Source organism: Pseudomonas sp. IT-232MI5 (assembly GCF_949767845.1).
In the GTDB taxonomy this organism is placed as follows: Bacteria; Pseudomonadota; Gammaproteobacteria; order Pseudomonadales; family Pseudomonadaceae; genus Aquipseudomonas.
On record NZ_CATKQE010000060.1, the window covers coordinates 269,510 to 286,465 of the forward strand.

A 16,956-nucleotide genomic window follows, 5' to 3' on the forward strand; every position below is an offset into this window, starting at 1 on the left:
GAACGGGATGGCTGGTAAAAAGAACACCGATAAAGAAGGCAGCTCGTGGATCGGGAAAGTTGAAGACTACTCCCGCAAAATCTGGCTGGCTGGTTTAGGCGTGTACTCGAAGATCGACACTGACGGCAGCAAGCTCTTCGATACATTGGTCAAAGACGGCGAGAAAGCCGAGAAGCTCACCAAGTCCGCAGTCGGCAAAAAAGTCGATGCCGCCAAGGACTCTGCTTCTTCGGCCAAGTCGCGCATCAGCGGCGTGAAAGATCGCGCACTGGGCAAGTGGGACGAGCTGGAAGGGGCTTTCGACAAGCGCCTGAACAGCGCGATTTCGCGCCTGGGTGTACCGAGCCGCAATGAGGTCAAGGCACTTAACAGCAAGGTCGACACACTGACCAAACAGATCGAAAAACTCACTGGTCTGAAGGCTCAACCTGTGGCGGCGAAAACCGCTGCGGCAAAACCGGCAGCGAAAACTGCGGCGGCCAAACCAGCGGCAAAATCCGCTGCCAAGCCACTGGCAAAAGCAGCGGCTAAACCCGCAGCTAAAGCAGCGGCCAAGCCTGCAGCAAAAACCGCAGCGGCCAAGCCAGCTGCTAAAGCTGCAGCCAAACCGGTTGCTGCCAAAGCCGCCGCCAAACCGGCAGCAAAACCTGCGGCCAAAACGGCAGCGAAACCAGCCGCCAAGCCAGCCGCGAAAACCGCTGCCGCCAAACCGGCTGCCAAGCCTGCGGCCAAACCCGCTGCGGCGAAGAAGCCTGCCGTGAAAAAACCGGCCGCAGCGAAAGCCGCCGCACCGAAACCGGCCGCACCTGCTGCAGCCAAACCGGCCACTCCGGCAGCTCCGGTAAGTGCGTCGAACTCCGCCGCAGCACCGACTCCGGTGGCTACCCCGACTGTTGCATCGACGCCGTCGACGCCAACCAGTCAGTCCTGATTCTTCAGGGCAAAACAAAACGCCCGGCCTGTGAAGGTCGGGCGTTTTTGTATCTGAATTCCAACAGCCCCTCACCCTAGCCCTCTCCCAGAGGGAGAGGGGACCGACCGAGGTGTCTTGCGTCGTACGTCGACCTGAACGATCGAGTCGATTATGGATTCAACAAAACCCTTTCAGGTCGGTGTAGCTCATCAGCATCCCCCAATCAGTCCCCTCTCCCTCCGGGCGGTCCGACGTTTCGGGAGGGCTAGGGTGAGGGGCTTTTGATTTCAGTCGTGATCTTCAAGGTATTGCAGGGCCATCCGCTCCGTGGCGACCTTAACCGGCGGCAGCAAATGCGGCGCCACCAGCATCATGATCTGATAAACCACCAGCCTCACTTCCCCCTCACGATCCAGAATCCGCTGATAATCCAGCGAGAACAGCAACGTCATGGTGATCTGCTCCACCAGTTGCCCCAACGCCTGCGTATCACTGACCAACTGCCCCGAAGCCTTCAACCGCGCCAACAACGACGCCAGCGTGCGCTTCAACGCATTGAGCAGATGACGAATGCCCTTGGCCAGCTTCGGCAAGCGTCCGGCCAAGTTCGACAGGTCCTGAAACAAAAACCGATATTGCGCCAACCGCTCGACGATCAAATGCAAAAACAGCCAGTAATCCTCCGGTGCCAGTTCCACATCCGATGGCGGATCGAGCAGTGGCGCCAGTTCATTCTGGAAGCGTTCGAACAACCCGAGAATCAGCGGTTCCTTGCCGTGGAAGTGGTAGTAGAGGTTGCCCGGGCTGATCCCCATTTCATTGGCCACCTCCATGGTGGAGACATTCGGCTCGCCCTTTTCGTTGAACAGTTGCAAAGCACATTCGAGAATCCGGTCGCGGGTTTTCATCCAGTCTTCTTAGAAAAGTTCGGTTAAGCGTCAGCGCACACGCACGTAAGTACCGGGCGCTGCCTCCATCGGTGGATAGTTCGGGTTGCCAAGGGTGAACGAGGTTTCGTGCTGCGCCCCGGAGCGCTGTTGAATCCATTCCAGCCACTGCGGCCACCAACTGCCGTCGACGTGCTTGCCGTCGTAGTACCAGGCACGCGGGTCGCTGCTCATCTTGGCGTTCTCGACATAGGCGGCTTTCGGGTTGCTCGGCGGGTTGAGGATGCTCTGCACATGACCGCTGTTGGACAGCACGAAACGTCGCTCGCCGCCGAGCAACAGGGTCGAGCGATACACCGCGTCCCACGGGGTGATGTGGTCGTTCATGCCAGCTACGCTGAAGCTGTCGACGGTGACTTTCTGCAAATCGATCGGTGTGCCGCACACCTCGAGACCGCCCGGATGGGTCAACGGGTTGTGCTTGAAGAAGTCCAGCAAGTCACCGTGGAACGCGGCGGGCAAGCGCGTGTTGTCGTTGTTCCAGTAGAGGATGTCGAAGGCCGGCGGTTCTTTGCCCAACAGGTAGTTGTTGACGAAGTAGCTCCAGATCAAATCGTTGGGGCGCATCCAGGCGAAGACCTTGGCCATGTCGCGACCGTCGAGTACACCTTTCTGGTAGGAGCGGCGCTTGGCGGCTTCGAGGGTTTGTTCATCGGCAAACAGCGTGGCTGAGGTTTCGATTTCACTGTCGAGCAAACTGACCAGATAGGTCGCGCTGGAGACCCGTCGCAGTTGCCGCTTGGCCTGCAAATGGCCTTGCAGGGCGGCGATGGTCAGCCCGCCGGCGCAGGCGCCCATCAGGTTGACCTCGCGGGCGCCGGTGATCGCCCGACAGATGTTCATCGCTTCTTCCACCGCTTCGACGTAGGTCGACAGGCCCCATTCGCGATGACGTACATCCGGATTGCGCCAACTGATCATGAACGTTTGCAGGCCATTCTTCAGTGCGTACTGGACGAAGCTGTTGTGTGGGCTCAGGTCGAAAATGTAGTACTTGTTGATTTGCGGCGGCACCACCAGCAGCGGCTTGGCGTACTGCTTTTCGCTCATCGGTTTGTACTGGATCAGCTCCAGCATTTCGTTGCGAAACACCACCGAGCCGGTGGTAGTGGCGACGGTCTTGCCGACCTCAAAGGCTTGTTTGGTCACCTGACGTGGCAGGCCGTCGTTGTGCAGCAAGTCATCGAACAGGTGACTGAGGCCGCGCACCAGACTGTGCCCGCCGGAGTTGAAAAGCTCCTTGACCGCCAGCGGATTGAGCAAGGTGTTCGACGGCGCCACGGCGTCGTTGAGCAGGGTGAAGGCGAAGTGCGCACGAGCGCGATCGTCCGGGCTCATGTTGCTTTCATCGATCCAGCTTTTGACCTGTTTTTGCCAGGCCAGATAGGCCTGCAGGCTGCGCCGGTAAAACGGGTTGAGGCTCCACGCCGGATCAGCGAAGCGGCTGTCGTTCGGATTGGTCGGGTGCAGGGTTTCGCCGAGCAGCACGCGGCCCAATTGACCGCCGAGTTTCAACGCGTGCTTCGCACTGTGAATCGGATTGCGCAGGCCATGGGCGGCGACGCTGCGCAAGGTCGAGATCAGGTCCCGGCCACGCAGGCCGGTGATCGCACTTTGTGCGTTGATGAACACGGCGGGGCTGGGCACTCCGCCCGTCGCTGGTTTGTCGCGCATGACTCAACACTCCTTCGTCTTCAGGCCAAAAACAAACTCACCGAACCAGAACACCATAGACGCTGTTGCGGGTTGCTGCCTGCGCGGCGTCCTGCCGCGCACTCTTTGCCAAAGGCCTGCATAAAGCCTGCCGCCGGGGTTAACCGCCCAGCGGTGTCGGATGCGGGTGCATCACCGCGCGCTGACGTTCCTCCTGGAGGAATTTCATGATGATTGGCGCCACCGCTTCAGCACGGGTAATCAGGAACAGATGACCGTCGTCGATGATGTGCAGTTGGGCGTTGGGAATGCGCCAGGCGAGCATGCGCATGTTGATCAGCGGGATCAGCGGATCGTCATCGCCGGCCAGCACCAGCGTCGGCTGGTGGATCTTGTGCAGCCAGTGGATGCTGGTCCAGCCGAGGCCTGCGAACAGTTGCCAGTAATAACCGAGCTTGCCCGCCGAACGCACTTTCGCGGCGTGGCTGGCCGCCAGCGTCGGGTCACGACGGAACGAGCCGCCGTAGATCAGCGGGGCGATGCGGATCACATGGGAAGGCTGAATGTAGCGCCGCGGACTGGCCATCATCCACAGCACTTTCGGTTTGCCCGGCACCATCACCGCACCGGCCGCGGTCGCCGCCAGCACCAGTTTCTTGCAACGCTCGGGGTAGTCGTAGGCGAACTGCTGCGCGAGCGCACCGCCCCACGACACGCCGATGACGTTGACCTGGCCGTAGTCGAGGTAATCGAGCATCCGCGCCGTCAGCTTGGCCAGCCCGGGAAAGCGATACGGTCGGTTCGGCGTCGAGGAACCGCCGACACCGGGCACGTCGAAGGCGATCACTTCCAGATCCGGGTCCAGCGCCGCGACAAACGGAAAAACCAGCTCCAGGTTGGCGCCGATGCCGTTGAAAATCAGCAAGGGCGTCAAGTGAGGCTTGCCGGGGCGTACCGCCGTGCGGAGGGTCTGGCCATCCAGATCGACGGTACGGAATATGAACGGTTGCGGCATGCGTCAGGCCCTGTGGATTTAAATTCACCACACCCCGTGTAGGAGCTGCCGAAGGCTGCTCCTACACGGGGTGTGGTGGTGTCAGTTACCGCTCGTGAACGTAAGTGCCCGGCGATGCTTCACCCGCCGGATACGCTTTGTTGCCCAGTTTCAACGGGGCCTTTTTCAGGTTGCCCGAGCGCTCGGCCTGCCACGCTTGCCAGTACAGCCACCAGGAATCAGTGTGCTTGGTCGAGTTCTCTTGCCACTCATCGGCATTGGCCGCCATCTCTTCGCCGGTCATGTAACGCGATTTCGGGTTGCCCGGCGGGTTGAGAATGCTCTGGATATGCCCGCTGCTCGACAGCACGAATTCGACCTTGCCACCAAACAACTGCGCCGACTTGTAGCAGGACTTCCACGGTGTGATGTGGTCGTTGGTGCCGGCCAGCGAGAAGATGTCAGCGGTGACCTGCTTGAGGTCAATCGGCGTGCCGCACACTTCCAGTGCATTCGGGCGAATCAGTGGATTGTTTTTGAACATCTCGATCAGGTCGCCATGGAATGCGGCGGGCAACCGTGTGGTGTCGTTGTTCCAGAACAGGATGTCGAACACCGGCGGCTCGTTGCCGAGCAGGTAGTTGTTGACCCAGTAGTTCCAGATCAGGTCGTTGGGACGCATCCACGCGAAGACCTTGGCCATGTCTTTGCCTTCGAGCACGCCGGCCTGGTACGAGTGGCGCTTGGCGGTCTCCAGGGTCTGCTCGTCGACGAACAGGGCGACGTCGCTGTCCAGTGTCGTGTCGAGCACGCTGACCAGCAGCGTGAGGGCATTGACCTTCTTCTCGCCGATCGCCGCGTAGTGGCCGAGCAGGGCGGTGCAGGTGATGCCGCCGGAGCAGGCGCCGAGCATGTTTACGTCTTTGCTGCCGGTGATCGCGGTGACCACGTCGACCGCTTCTTTCAGCGCATCGATATACGTCGAGAGGCCCCACTCGCGCTGCGCCTTGGTCGGGTTGCGCCAGCTGACGATAAACGTCTGCACGTTATTGCGCAGGCAGAAGCGCGCCAGACTCTTGTCCGGGCTCAAATCGAATACGTAGAACTTGTTGATCTGTGGCGGCACCACCAGCAGTGGACGCTCGTGGACCTGCTCGGTGATCGGCTTGTACTGGATCAGCTCCAGCACGTCGTTGCGAAACACCACCGCGCCTTCGGTGACGCCGAGGCTCTTGCCGACCTCGAACGCGCCCATGTTGACCTGGCTCGGCATGCCGCCGTTGTGGACCAGATCCTTGGCCAGATGCGAGAGGCCATCGAGCAGGCTCTTGCCACCGGTTTCGAAGAAGCGTTTGACGGCGGCCGGGTTGGCCGCGGTGTTGGTCGGGGCCATGGCTTCGGTCATCAGATTGATGACGAAGTGGCCGCGGGCGATGTCTTTGGGTGACAGGCTGCTGTCATCGATCCAGGCATGGAGTTCCTTGCGCCACGCCAGGTAAGTTTGCAGATAACGTTTGTAGAGCGGGTTCTGGCTCCACGCAGGATCGGCGAAGCGACGGTCATCGCCAGCCGGTTGCAGTTCGGATTTACCAAACAGCACGTTCTTCAGTTCGAGGCCGAAATGGGTAACGTGCCTGACGCTATGGATCGGTTGTCTGATGGCCTGTTTCAGCACCATACGAGCAGAGGCCAGCAGATCCTTTCCGCGTAGCCCAACGACGGGATTAAGCCCCAGGGTGTTTTCCGAGGCTTGGTACTTCAGGTCATCGTTATTCTTGTTACTCATCTACGACGCTCCATTGTCCTGAGACGAGTACCCGGTTTTCTGCTGTGCAGTTCCACAGCCAATGCCAGGTACTACTGCTCGGGTGACCGTTAATTCTGCATAGCTGCTTTACAGTCGTAGAGCACTGCAGGGAACTTGCCAGCTCCATTGGTTACCCGAGTTTAATTTTTTTCGCAAGCGGGCCGATCCTCGGCCACACAGCAGAGCATTCAAACAGATGAATTTAGAAAATGCCCTCTAATGAGCGCAAGGCACGAGCTAGAGCATCAGCTTGACGACTGACTCGTTCGGATCGCGGGTCTTGCCCGCCGCTTTGAGCTCGGCCAGATAATCGGCCCAGAGTGCGTCATAACGTCGCCCCAGCTCGTATAGATAATCCCAGGTGAACAAGCCGCTGTCGTGACCGTCGTCGAAGGTCAGTTTCAGTGCGTAGTGACCGGCCGGTTCCAGTTTGCTCAGGCCGACGTTGAGCTTGCCGAATTGCAGGATCGGTTTGCCGTGGCCCTGGACCTCGGCGGAGGGGGAATGCACGCGCAGGAATTCGGCGGGCAGGGTGTATTCCTCGCCGGACGCGTAGGTGAGCGTCAGGGTTTTCGAGGCTTTGTGCAGTTTGATGTCGGTGGGGATAGTAGTCATTGCAGGTCATCCGACTAGAGGAACACCCTGTAGGAGCTGCCGCAGGCTGCGATCTTTTGATCTTGTCTTTTAAAAATCAAAGATCAAAAGATCGCAGCCTGCGGCAGCTCCTACAGGGACGGTGACCTACAGGATATAACGGGACAGGTCTTCGTTCTGCGCCAATTCGCCGAGGTGGCTGTTGACGTATTCGGCGTCGATCAGAATCGGCTTCTCATCGTGCGTGCTGGCCAGATCGCCGGCGCTGAACGACACCTCTTCAAGCAGACGCTCAAGCAGTGTGTGCAGACGACGGGCACCGATGTTCTCGGTCTTCTCGTTGACCTGCCAGGCGATCTCCGCCAGACGCTTGATGCCTTCGGGCTCGAACTGAATGTTCAGGCCTTCGGTTTTCAGCAGTGCGCAATATTGCTCGGTGAGCGAGGCATGCGGTTCGCTGAGGATACGTTCGAAGTCCGACGGGCTCAGGGCCTTGAGTTCGACGCGGATCGGCAGACGACCTTGCAGCTCAGGCACCAGATCGCTCGGCTTGCTCAGGTGGAAAGCACCAGAGGCGATGAACAGGATGTGGTCGGTTTTGACCATGCCCAGTTTGGTGTTGACGGTGCAGCCTTCGATCAGCGGCAGCAGGTCGCGCTGCACGCCTTCACGGGACACATCGGCGCCGCCAACGTTGCCACGCTTGGCGACTTTGTCGATCTCGTCGATGAACACGATACCGTGCTGTTCAACCGCTTCCAGCGCTTTGGCTTTCAGCTCTTCTTCATTGACCAGACGCCCGGCTTCTTCGTCGCGCACCAGCTTCAGCGCTTCTTTGACCTTGAGCTTGCGCGCTTTCTTTTTGCCCTTGCCCATGTTGGCAAACAAGGACTGCAACTGGTTGGTCATCTCTTCCATGCCTGGCGGCGTGGCGATCTCGATGCCGGCCACTTCGGCGACTTCGATTTCGATTTCCTTGTCATCCAACTGACCTTCGCGCAGACGCTTGCGGAACAGCTGACGGGTGTTGGAATCGCTGCTTGGGGTTTCTTCATTGCTGAAGCCCATGCGTGCCGGCGGCAGCAGTGCGTCGAGGATACGATCCTCGGCAGCGTCTTCGGCGCGATGGCGCACGCGGGTCATTTCCTGCTCGCGGAGCATCTTGATCGCGGCGTCGGCCAGATCACGGATGATCGATTCGACGTCACGGCCAACGTAGCCGACTTCGGTGAACTTGGTCGCTTCGACCTTGATGAACGGCGCGTTGGCCAGTTTCGCCAGACGACGGGCGATCTCGGTTTTACCGACGCCGGTCGGGCCGATCATCAGGATGTTCTTCGGGGTCACTTCAACACGCAGCTCTTCAGGCAGCTGCATGCGGCGCCAGCGGTTGCGCAGGGCAATCGCGACGGCGCGCTTGGCATCGTCCTGGCCGATGATGTGGCGGTTGAGTTCGTGGACGATTTCGCGGGGAGTCATGGACATAATAATTGACGGTCCTCAAGCAGAAACAAGCCGTGGCACAGGGCCGCGTCAGGCTTATTCAGCGAGATCCTGCTCCTCAATGGTCTGAGTGTGGTTGGTGAATACACAGATGTCGCCGGCGATGCCGAGGGCGGTTTCGACGATTTCACGGGCCGACAGGTCGGTCTTTTTCAGCAGCGCGCTGGCGGCGGCTTGCGCGTAGGCGCCGCCGGAACCCATGGCGATCAGGCCATCTTCGGGTTCAACCACGTCACCGTTGCCGGTGATGATCAGCGAAGCGTCTTTGTTGGCCACCGCGAGCATGGCTTCGAGGCGGCTCAGGGAGCGGTCGGTGCGCCATTCTTTGGCGAGTTCGACAGCGGCGCGTACCAGGTGGCCCTGATGTTTCTCAAGCTGGCCTTCGAAACGTTCGAAGAGGGTAAAGGCGTCAGCGGTGGCACCGGCAAAACCGGCGATGACCTGACCGTGGTACAGGCGACGAACTTTTTTCGCGTTGCCTTTCATCACGGTATTGCCGAGAGAAACCTGGCCGTCGCCGCCCATGACGACTTTGCCGTGACGGCGGACTGAAACGATGGTGGTCAAGGGAAGAGTCTCCACACAGCGGGGCGAAAGTGCCTTATGCCCATTCATATGGGGGTGCTGGAGAGGATTTCAACCGTAGCGCAGGAGAGGGGACGAGCGGTGTCTTGTATTTGATCGTTCCCACGCTCTGCGTGGGAAAGCAGCCCGGGACGCTCTGCGTCCCTTCACCGCTGGGACGCGGAGCGTCCCTTGAGGCATTCCCACGCAGAGCGTGGGAATGATCGGCCGAGGGTCAGCGGCTTTGGCGTTGTTGTAACAACAGGTTGCTGAAGCCGGCGCCGGCCAGTTGTTTCTGTGCGGTGGTCAGCTGTTCACGGTTGCTGAACGGGCCGACCAACACGCGATACCAGGTTTCATCTTTCACCGTGCCGGACTCAACCGCCACCGCCTGACCGAGCAGAATGATCTGCGCGCGAACCTTGTCGGCATCGGTTTCCTTGCGGAACGAACCGGCCTGCAGGAAGAACTTGGTCACCGGCGCCGCTTTGCTCACCGGTGGCGCGGGCGGCGGGGTAATCCCGGCCAACGCTGCCTGAGCGCGCGCGGTGTCGATCTTCGCCGCTTCCGCCGGGGTCACTGGCGTGGTCGGGATGGCCGGCACTTGTGGCGTCGGTAGAGTCTTCTCCGGCACCGCGTCCGGCGGCACGATCACTTCCGATTCCGGCAACAGGGTGTAGAAGTCGTACTTCGGCTTCACTGGCTGAGTCGGACTCGGCGGAGTCTTGTTGGCCTCGGCGATCTTCGACGCTTTCTGCTGTTGCGCCTGTTCGACCTTCTCACGCTTGACCGTGTCGCTACCCTTGCCCGGCTCGAGCTTCATCAGGAACACGATGAACGCGCCGACCGTGAGGCCGATGGCCATCCACAGCCAGCCCGGAATCGGTTGCTTCGCAGGAGCTTGGTAACGGCTGGCGCCACGCTTGGGTGCAGGTTTTTTCTTGGCAGCCAACTTACATACGCTCCAGAGTTTCCAGACCCAGCAGCTCCAGGCCTTGCTTGAGGGTGCGACCGGTCAGCGCGGCCAAGCGCAGACGGCTCTGCATCTGGGCCGGGGTTTCGGCGGCGAGGATCGGGCAGTTCTCGTAGAAGCTGGAGAACAGACCGGCAACGTCGTATAGGTAAGTGCAGAGAATGTGCGGCGTGCCTTTCTCGGACACGTTGTTCAGCACTTCGCCGAACTGCGCCAGTTTCGCCGCCAGCTCTTGCTCATGTGCGGCTTCCAGCACGATCTGGCCATCGACTTCGCTGAAGTCCTTGCCCAGTTTGCGGAACACGCCGGCGACGCGGGTGTAGGCATAGAGCAGATACGGCGCGGTGTTGCCTTCGAAGTTGAGCATCAGGTCGAAGTTGAAGCTGTAGTCGCTGGTGCGGTGCTTCGACAGGTCGGCGTACTTCACCGCGCCGATGCCGACGACTTTGGCGATGTTGCGCAGTTCGTCTTCGGCCAGCTCCGGGTTCTTCTCTTTCACCAGGCTGTAGGCACGTTCCTGTGCTTCGGTCAGCAGGTCGATCAGCTTCACGGTGCCGCCGTCACGGGTCTTGAACGGACGGCCATCGGCGCCATTCATGGTGCCGAAGCCCATGTGTTCCATTTCCATCGGATGGGTGACGAAACCGGCCTTGCGCGCCACGGCGAACACTTGCTGGAAGTGCAGGGCCTGACGCTGGTCGACGAAGTACAGCGCGCGATCGGCTTTCAGCTTGCCGCTGCGGTAGCGCACGGCTGCCAGGTCAGTGGTGGCATAGAGGTAGCCGCCGTCAGCCTTGACGATGATCACCGGCAGCGGGTCGCCGTCGGCGTTCTTGAACTCGTCGAGGAACACGCACTGGGCGCCGTTGCTCTCGACCAGCATGCCAGCGGCTTTCAGGTCGTTGACCACGTTGATCAGGTCGTCGTTATAGGCACTTTCGCCCATCACGTCGGCCATGGTCAGTTTGACGTTGAGCAGTTCGTAGATCTTCTGGCAGTGCGACAGCGAGATGTCCTTGAACTTGGTCCACAGGGCCAGGCACTCGGCGTCGCCGGCCTGCAACTTGACCACCAGACCACGGGCGCGGTCGGCGAATTCTGCGGACTCGTCGAAACGCTGCTTGGCCGCGCGGTAGAAGTTTTCCAGGTCAGACAGCTCGTCGCTGGTGATCGGGTTTTCCTGCAGATACGCCATCAGCATGCCGAACTGGGTGCCCCAGTCACCAACGTGGTTCTGACGGATCACTTCGTCGCCGAGGAATTCGAGGACGCGGGCCACGCCGTCGCCAATGATGGTCGAACGCAAATGGCCGACGTGCATCTCTTTGGCCAGGTTCGGTGCCGACAGGTCGACTACAGTGCGCTGCGCCGGGCCAGCCTTGCGCACGCCAACATGGGCATCAGCCAAGGCAGCGTCGAGACGCGAGGCCAGGGCCTGAGTGTTCTGGAAGAAATTGATGAAGCCCGGGCCGGCGATTTCGGCCTTGGTGACGTTCTCGTCAGCCGGCAGTGCGGCGATGATTTTTTCCGCCAGATCGCGCGGCTTCATGCCCGCAGGCTTGGCCAGCATCATCGCGATGTTGCTGGCGAAGTCGCCGTGGGTCTTGTCGCGGGCGTTCTCCACCTGGATCGCCGGCGACAGGCCTTCAGGCAACACACCTTCGTTGACGAGTTGGGTGAGGGCTTGTTGGATCAGCTGGCGAATGGTGTCTTTCATGGTCTTCTCTTTCGACCGCAAGCGCGGCGGGCGCATCGATGCGCGGGTGGAAAAACTGGGCATTATCCGTTGCGAAGACGGGCTTGCCAACCTTAGCAGGCAGCTTATGGATATGTGGTGACATTCAGATCAAAAGATCGCAGCCTGCGGCAGCTCCTACACGGCGATAGGCATTTTCCTGTAGGAGCTGCGCAGGCTGCGATCTTTTGATCTTCAATACAAATCGACGGGGTCGACATCCAGCGACCAGCGCACCGCGCGCCCGCTCGGCATCTGCTCCAGCACCAGCAGCCAACTGGCCAGCAACCGATGCAACGGTGCCCGCGCTGTCGCCTGCAACAACAACTGCGCGCGATAACGTCCGGCGCGGCGTTCCATCGGCGCCGGCACTGGCCCGAGCAGTTCAATCCCGCTCAGATTCTGCTCGGCCAGCAAGCGCTCGGCCTCGCTGCACGCCTCATCGAGAAAGCCTTCCGCCTGTCCCGGCTTGTGCGCTTCGGCACGCAACAACGCCAGATGCGCAAACGGCGGCAGGCCGGCGGCGCGACGCTCGCTCAGAGCCTGTTCGGCGAAGGCGAAATAACCCTGTTCGGTAAGTTGTACTAATAAAGGATGGTCGGCGAGGTGGGTCTGGATGATCACCTTGCCCGGCTCTTCGGCTCGCCCGGCACGGCCGGCGACTTGCACGATCAACTGCGCCATCCGTTCGCTGGCGCGGAAGTCGCCGGAGAACAGGCCGCCGTCAGCATCCAGAATCGACACCAGCGTCACCCGTGGAAAATGGTGCCCCTTGGCCAACATCTGCGTACCGACCAGGATGCACGGCTGACCTTTCTGAATCGTCGCGAACAGTTGATTCATCGCGTCCTTGCGCGACGTGCTGTCACGGTCGACGCGCAGTACCGGGTAATCGGGAAACAGAATCGCCAGACGTTCCTCGGCACGCTCGGTGCCGGCGCCGACCGGGCGCAGATCGACCTTGTTGCACTTCGGGCACTGGCGCGGGGTGCGTTCGACGTAGCCACAGTGGTGGCAGCGCAGTTCGCCGTAGCGTTGGTGCACGGTCATCCGCGCATCGCAGCGCGAACACTCGGACATCCAGCCGCAGTCGTGGCACAACAGCGTCGGCGCAAAGCCGCGACGGTTGAGGAACACCAGCACCTGTTGCCCATTCGCCAGCGTCTGACCGATGGCTTGCTGCATCGGCCCGGAAATACCGCTGTCCAGTGGGCGGCTTTTTACATCCAGACGCAGGAACCGCGGCTGCTTGGCACCGCCTGCACGTTCATTCAGGCGTAGGAGGCCGTAACGGCCGGTGTAGGCGTTGTGCAGACTTTCCAGCGATGGCGTCGCAGAACCGAGCACGATCGGGATGTTTTCCTGCCGCGCACGCACCAGCGCCAGATCGCGGGCGTGGTAACGCAAACCTTCCTGCTGTTTATAAGAGCCGTCGTGCTCTTCGTCGATGATGATCAGCCCGGGGTTTTTCATCGGCGTGAACAGCGCCGAACGCGTGCCGATAATAATGTCGGCCTCGCCATCGCGCGCTGCGAGCCAGGCTTCGAGGCGCTCGCGGTCATTGACTGCCGAGTGCAGCAGGGCGATGCGCGCATTGAAACGCTGCTCGAAGCGCGCCAGGGTCTGCGGGCCGAGGTTGATCTCCGGGATCAGCACCAGTGCCTGTTTGCCGGCTTCGAGGGTTTCACGGATCAGTTGCAAATAGACTTCGGTCTTGCCGCTGCCGGTGACCCCGGCCAGCAGAAAGGCGTGATAACTGTCGAAACCGGCGCGAATTGCTTCATACGCGGCGCGCTGCTCGGTGTTCAGCGGCAATTCCGGTTGCGCCAGCCAATGCTCATGGCGCACGCCGGGTGCATGGCGGCGAATTTCCACTTGCGCCAGGTTTTTCGCCAGCAGCAGATCAAGGCTGTCCTTGCTCAGCATCAGTTTGCTCAGCAACTGATGGGCGACTCCGTGGGGGTGCTGGGCCAGCGTCGCCAGTGCTTCACGCTGGCGCGGTGCGCGGGCGATGCGCGGATCATCAAGGCTGGCGCCAGGCACGATCGACCAGAAACGTTCCTGCCGGGCCTCGGCCAGCTCACCCTGGCGCAGCAGTACCGGCAGTGCCCAGCTCAGGGTGTCGCCGAGGCTGTGCTGATAATACTGTGATGTCCACAGGCACAGCTTGAACAGCGCCGGTGGTAGCGGCGCGGTGGCATCGAGCAGGGCCAGCGCCGGTTTGAGTTTCTCCACCGGCACTTCGCTGGTGTCGGTGACCTCGACCAGAATCCCGATCATCTCGCGCCGACCGAACGGCACCCGCAAGCGCATGCCCGGCTGCAATTGCTCGCGCAGCACGCCGGCCGGCGCCCGGTAATCGAACAGGCGGCGCAAGGGCGAAGGCAGGGCGAGGCGCAGAATGGCATCGGGCACGCGGGGGGATCTCGATCAACAGGCGATTAAAAGGACTGCTTACATAACCTGTGGGAGCGAGCCTGCTCGCGAAAGCAGTGTGTCAGGCGACGAAGATGCTGGCAGATAGATCGTCTTCGCGAGCAGGCTCGCTCCCACAGCGGTAGTGCAATGGGCCGGGAGCCTAGCAGACGGTCGGTCTCGGTGACAGCTTGCGTGTTTGAAAAGGTCTGGTAGAATCCGCGGCCTAATTACGTGCGGTATTCAACAATAGTGTTGGGTGGCGGCACGCTAGCTGAGGAAGACACCATGAAAGCTGATATTCACCCGAATTACCCAGTCATCGCTGTTACCTGCAGCTGTGGCAACAAGTTCGAAACCCGTTCGACTTTCGGCAAAGCTCTGCCAATCGACGTGTGCAACGAATGCCACCCGTTCTACACCGGTAAGCAGAAGACTCTGGACACCGGTGGTCGCGTTCAGAAGTTCGCAGACCGTTTCGGTGCTTTCGGCAAGAAACCTGCTGCTGCAGAGTAAGGTTGAAGGGCCCGGTGGGCTTTTCCTCGTTGCTGAAAAAGGCGTCCCTCGCGGGCGCCTTTTTTGTGTCCGCGATTTGGCTGTCCGGCGCGCAAGCCTATTGCCCGGCGCCGACTGGATTGACCAGCGTTACGGTGCAGCGCGTGGTCGATGGCGACACCTTGCGTTTGAGCGACGGCCGCAGCGTGCGGATGATCGGCCTCAACACGCCTGAGCTGGGCAAGCAGGGCCGCAGCGATGAACCTTTCGCGGTGGCGGCACGCAAGCGCCTGCAAGCGCTGGTCGATGCCAGCGGCGGACGTGTCGGCTTGCTCCCCGGCACGCAAGCCAAAGACCACTATGGGCGTACGCTCGCGCATATTTACAGTGCCAGCGGCGCCAATCTCGAAGCGCAAATGCTCGCCGATGGCCTCGGTTATCAGGTCGCCGTTGCGCCGAATGTCGATCTTGTTGCCTGTCAGCAAGCCGCCGAACGCAGTGCGCGAAAGGCCGGGCTGGGCCTCTGGCGGCAGTCACCTGTACTGAAAGCGGCGCAGATTCAACGCTCGGGTTTCGCCGTGATCAGTGGGCGTGTGAGCAAGGTTCAGCGCAATCGCGGTGGAATTTGGATCGAGTTGCAGGACGCGCTTGTGTTGCGCGTTGCACCCAATCTGGTCGGACAATTCGACAATGCCCATTTGCAAGCGCTGAAAGGCAAGCAGATCGAGGCTCGTGGCTGGATCGTCGATCGTTCGCGGCGCGCTGGGCTGCAATCCGGTCAGTCACGTTGGTTGCTTCCGCTGACGGATCCATCAATGTTGCAAACGCCGCACTGAAGAAAAATTGTAGACATTTTTTCTGTCGATTGTGAACAGTCCAGCCCTTGTGCGCCGTGGCTCTTGGCCCAAAGTCGTAGGGCAGGGCGCTTGACAGGGGTGACCGCTCAGTCTTGTGGGGACTTTGCGAGGCGCGTATCCTCGCTGACCAGTCTGTCCAACAGTAAAAAGCGGAATGCCAAAATGTCTGATCTGAAAACTGCCGCTCTCGAATATCATGCCAATCCTCGTCCAGGGAAGCTGAGTGTCGAGCTCACCAAGGCCACTGCTACCGCTCGCGACTTGTCGCTGGCCTACAGCCCCGGCGTAGCTGAACCAGTGCGTGAGATCGCTCGCGATCCTGAACTGGCCTACAAATACACCGGCAAGGGCAACCTGGTTGCAGTCATTTCCGATGGCACCGCGATTCTCGGCCTGGGCAACCTCGGCCCATTGGCTTCCAAGCCAGTGATGGAAGGTAAAGGCGTACTGTTCAAGCGCTTCGCCGGTATCGACGTTTTCGACATCGAAGTCGACTCCGAAAGCCCGCAAGCCTTCATCGACACCGTCAAGCGTATCTCCATCACCTTCGGTGGCATCAACCTGGAAGACATCAAGGCGCCAGAGTGCTTTGAGATCGAACGTGCTCTGATCGAGCAGTGCGACATTCCGGTATTCCACGATGACCAGCACGGCACCGCGATCGTGACCGCTGCGGGCATGATCAACGCTCTGGAAATCGCTGGCAAAACCCTGCCGGACGCGAAAATCGTCTGCCTGGGCGCCGGTGCTGCCGCCATCTCCTGCATGAAACTGCTGGTGAGCATGGGCGCACGCATCGAAAACATCTTCATGGTTGACCGTACCGGCGTGATCCACTCCGGCCGTGACGACCTGAACCAGTACAAAGCCGTGTTCGCTCACGCCACCGACAAGCGCACCCTGGCTGACGCACTGGCAGGCGCTGACGTGTTCGTCGGTCTGTCCGGCCCGAACCTGCTGAGCGCTGAAGGCCTGCTGTCGATGGCGGCCAACCCGATCGTGTTCGCCTGCTCGAACCCGGATCCGGAAATCTCCCCGGAGCTGGCGCACGCCACCCGTAGCGACGTGATCATGGCCACCGGCCGTTCGGACTACCCGAACCAGGTCAACAATGTACTGGGCTTCCCGTTCATCTTCCGTGGTGCCCTGGACGTTCGCGCCAAGCGCATCAACGAAGAAATGAAAGTGGCTGCGGCCAACGCCCTGCGTGAACTGGCCAAGCTGCCGGTTCCACAGGACGTGTGCGATGCCTACGGCGGTGCTCCGCTGGAATTCGGCCGTGAGTACATCATTCCGAAGCCAATGGACAAGCGCCTGATCACCCTGATCTCCGACGCTGTGGCCAAAGCTGCGATCGAGACCGGTGTGGCGACCCTGCCGTATCCGAAGAACTACCCGCTGAAAAGCGTGGATGACGTGTTCAACGGTTAATTCGTTGTAGCACTTCAAACAGAAGCCCCGGCTCGTGAGAGTCGGGGTTTTTTATTGCCCGAAGATCAAGAGCCC

The 16,956-nt window shown here is 60.5% G+C and carries 15 protein-coding genes; 5 read left to right on the forward strand and 10 right to left on the reverse strand.

What is annotated here, in order from left to right; all coding sequences use genetic code 11:
* The first annotated feature begins 7 nt into the window (after positions 1–7).
* On the forward strand, positions 8–931 hold the full coding sequence (locus tag ACM6JQ_RS27615) for a phasin family protein (protein WP_414895021.1): 924 nt from the start codon (positions 8–10) through the stop codon (positions 929–931).
* 269 nt (positions 932–1,200) lie between these two features.
* Here ACM6JQ_RS27615 and ACM6JQ_RS27620 read toward each other — a convergent pair whose 3' ends face one another.
* The 9 genes from ACM6JQ_RS27620 to argS all read right to left on the reverse strand — a co-directional run bounded on the left by ACM6JQ_RS27620 (position 1,201) and on the right by argS (position 11,665).
* Positions 1,201–1,821: a TetR/AcrR family transcriptional regulator gene (locus ACM6JQ_RS27620; RefSeq protein WP_095187463.1), complete on the reverse strand. Its 621-nt coding sequence runs from the start codon at positions 1,819–1,821 to the stop codon at positions 1,201–1,203.
* Between the two features lie 30 nt (positions 1,822–1,851).
* Positions 1,852–3,534 carry a class II poly(R)-hydroxyalkanoic acid synthase gene (gene phaC, locus ACM6JQ_RS27625; RefSeq protein WP_123375585.1) on the reverse strand — a complete coding sequence of 561 codons (1,683 nt, stop codon included), beginning with the start codon at positions 3,532–3,534 and terminating at the stop codon, positions 1,852–1,854.
* Between the two features lie 139 nt (positions 3,535–3,673).
* Entirely contained in the window at positions 3,674–4,528 is an 855-nt protein-coding gene (gene phaZ / locus ACM6JQ_RS27630) for a poly(3-hydroxyalkanoate) depolymerase (protein ID WP_007909378.1), read from the reverse strand.
* Between the two features lie 85 nt (positions 4,529–4,613).
* Entirely contained in the window at positions 4,614–6,293 is a 1,680-nt protein-coding gene (gene phaC, locus ACM6JQ_RS27635) for a class II poly(R)-hydroxyalkanoic acid synthase (protein WP_007909380.1), read from the reverse strand.
* Positions 6,294–6,551: 258 nt separating this feature from the next.
* Entirely contained in the window at positions 6,552–6,929 is a 378-nt protein-coding gene (locus tag ACM6JQ_RS27640; RefSeq protein ID WP_007909382.1) for a gamma-butyrobetaine hydroxylase-like domain-containing protein, read from the reverse strand.
* A 126-nt stretch (positions 6,930–7,055) separates the two neighbouring features.
* Positions 7,056–8,393: an ATP-dependent protease ATPase subunit HslU gene (hslU, locus tag ACM6JQ_RS27645; protein ID WP_007909384.1), complete on the reverse strand. Its 1,338-nt coding sequence runs from the start codon at positions 8,391–8,393 to the stop codon at positions 7,056–7,058.
* A gap of 54 nt (positions 8,394–8,447) precedes the next feature.
* Positions 8,448–8,978, reverse strand: coding sequence for an ATP-dependent protease subunit HslV (gene hslV, locus ACM6JQ_RS27650; protein ID WP_003186641.1), 531 nt, complete (start codon positions 8,976–8,978; stop codon positions 8,448–8,450).
* Positions 8,979–9,210: 232 nt separating this feature from the next.
* Positions 9,211–9,927: an SPOR domain-containing protein gene (locus ACM6JQ_RS27655; protein ID WP_007909385.1), complete on the reverse strand. Its 717-nt coding sequence runs from the start codon at positions 9,925–9,927 to the stop codon at positions 9,211–9,213.
* A gap of 1 nt (position 9,928) precedes the next feature.
* Entirely contained in the window at positions 9,929–11,665 is a 1,737-nt protein-coding gene (gene argS / locus ACM6JQ_RS27660) for an arginine--tRNA ligase (protein ID WP_095113430.1), read from the reverse strand.
* Here argS and ACM6JQ_RS27665 point away from each other — a divergent pair.
* The gene (locus ACM6JQ_RS27665; RefSeq protein WP_256579857.1) at positions 11,664–11,786 is read left to right on the forward strand and encodes a hypothetical protein; all 123 of its coding nucleotides are present in this window, start codon (positions 11,664–11,666) and stop codon (positions 11,784–11,786) included. The genes argS and ACM6JQ_RS27665 overlap by 2 nt on opposite strands.
* A 92-nt stretch (positions 11,787–11,878) precedes the next feature.
* Here ACM6JQ_RS27665 and ACM6JQ_RS27670 read toward each other — a convergent pair whose 3' ends face one another.
* Positions 11,879–14,098 (reverse strand): primosomal protein N', encoded by a 2,220-nt coding sequence (locus ACM6JQ_RS27670; RefSeq protein WP_414895022.1) that lies wholly within the window; start codon positions 14,096–14,098, stop codon positions 11,879–11,881.
* Between the two features lie 288 nt (positions 14,099–14,386).
* Here ACM6JQ_RS27670 and rpmE point away from each other — a divergent pair, with 288 nt between their 5' ends.
* From rpmE to ACM6JQ_RS27685, 3 genes are all read left to right on the forward strand, one after another.
* Positions 14,387–14,614 (forward strand): 50S ribosomal protein L31, encoded by a 228-nt coding sequence (gene rpmE, locus ACM6JQ_RS27675; RefSeq protein WP_007909403.1) that lies wholly within the window; start codon positions 14,387–14,389, stop codon positions 14,612–14,614.
* Between the two features lie 14 nt (positions 14,615–14,628).
* Positions 14,629–15,429 (forward strand): thermonuclease family protein, encoded by an 801-nt coding sequence (locus tag ACM6JQ_RS27680; protein WP_414895023.1) that lies wholly within the window; start codon positions 14,629–14,631, stop codon positions 15,427–15,429.
* Between the two features lie 183 nt (positions 15,430–15,612).
* A complete protein-coding gene (locus ACM6JQ_RS27685; RefSeq protein ID WP_007909407.1) occupies positions 15,613–16,881 on the forward strand; it encodes a malic enzyme-like NAD(P)-binding protein in 1,269 nt (422 codons plus the stop codon).
* Positions 16,882–16,956 lie beyond the last annotated feature (75 nt).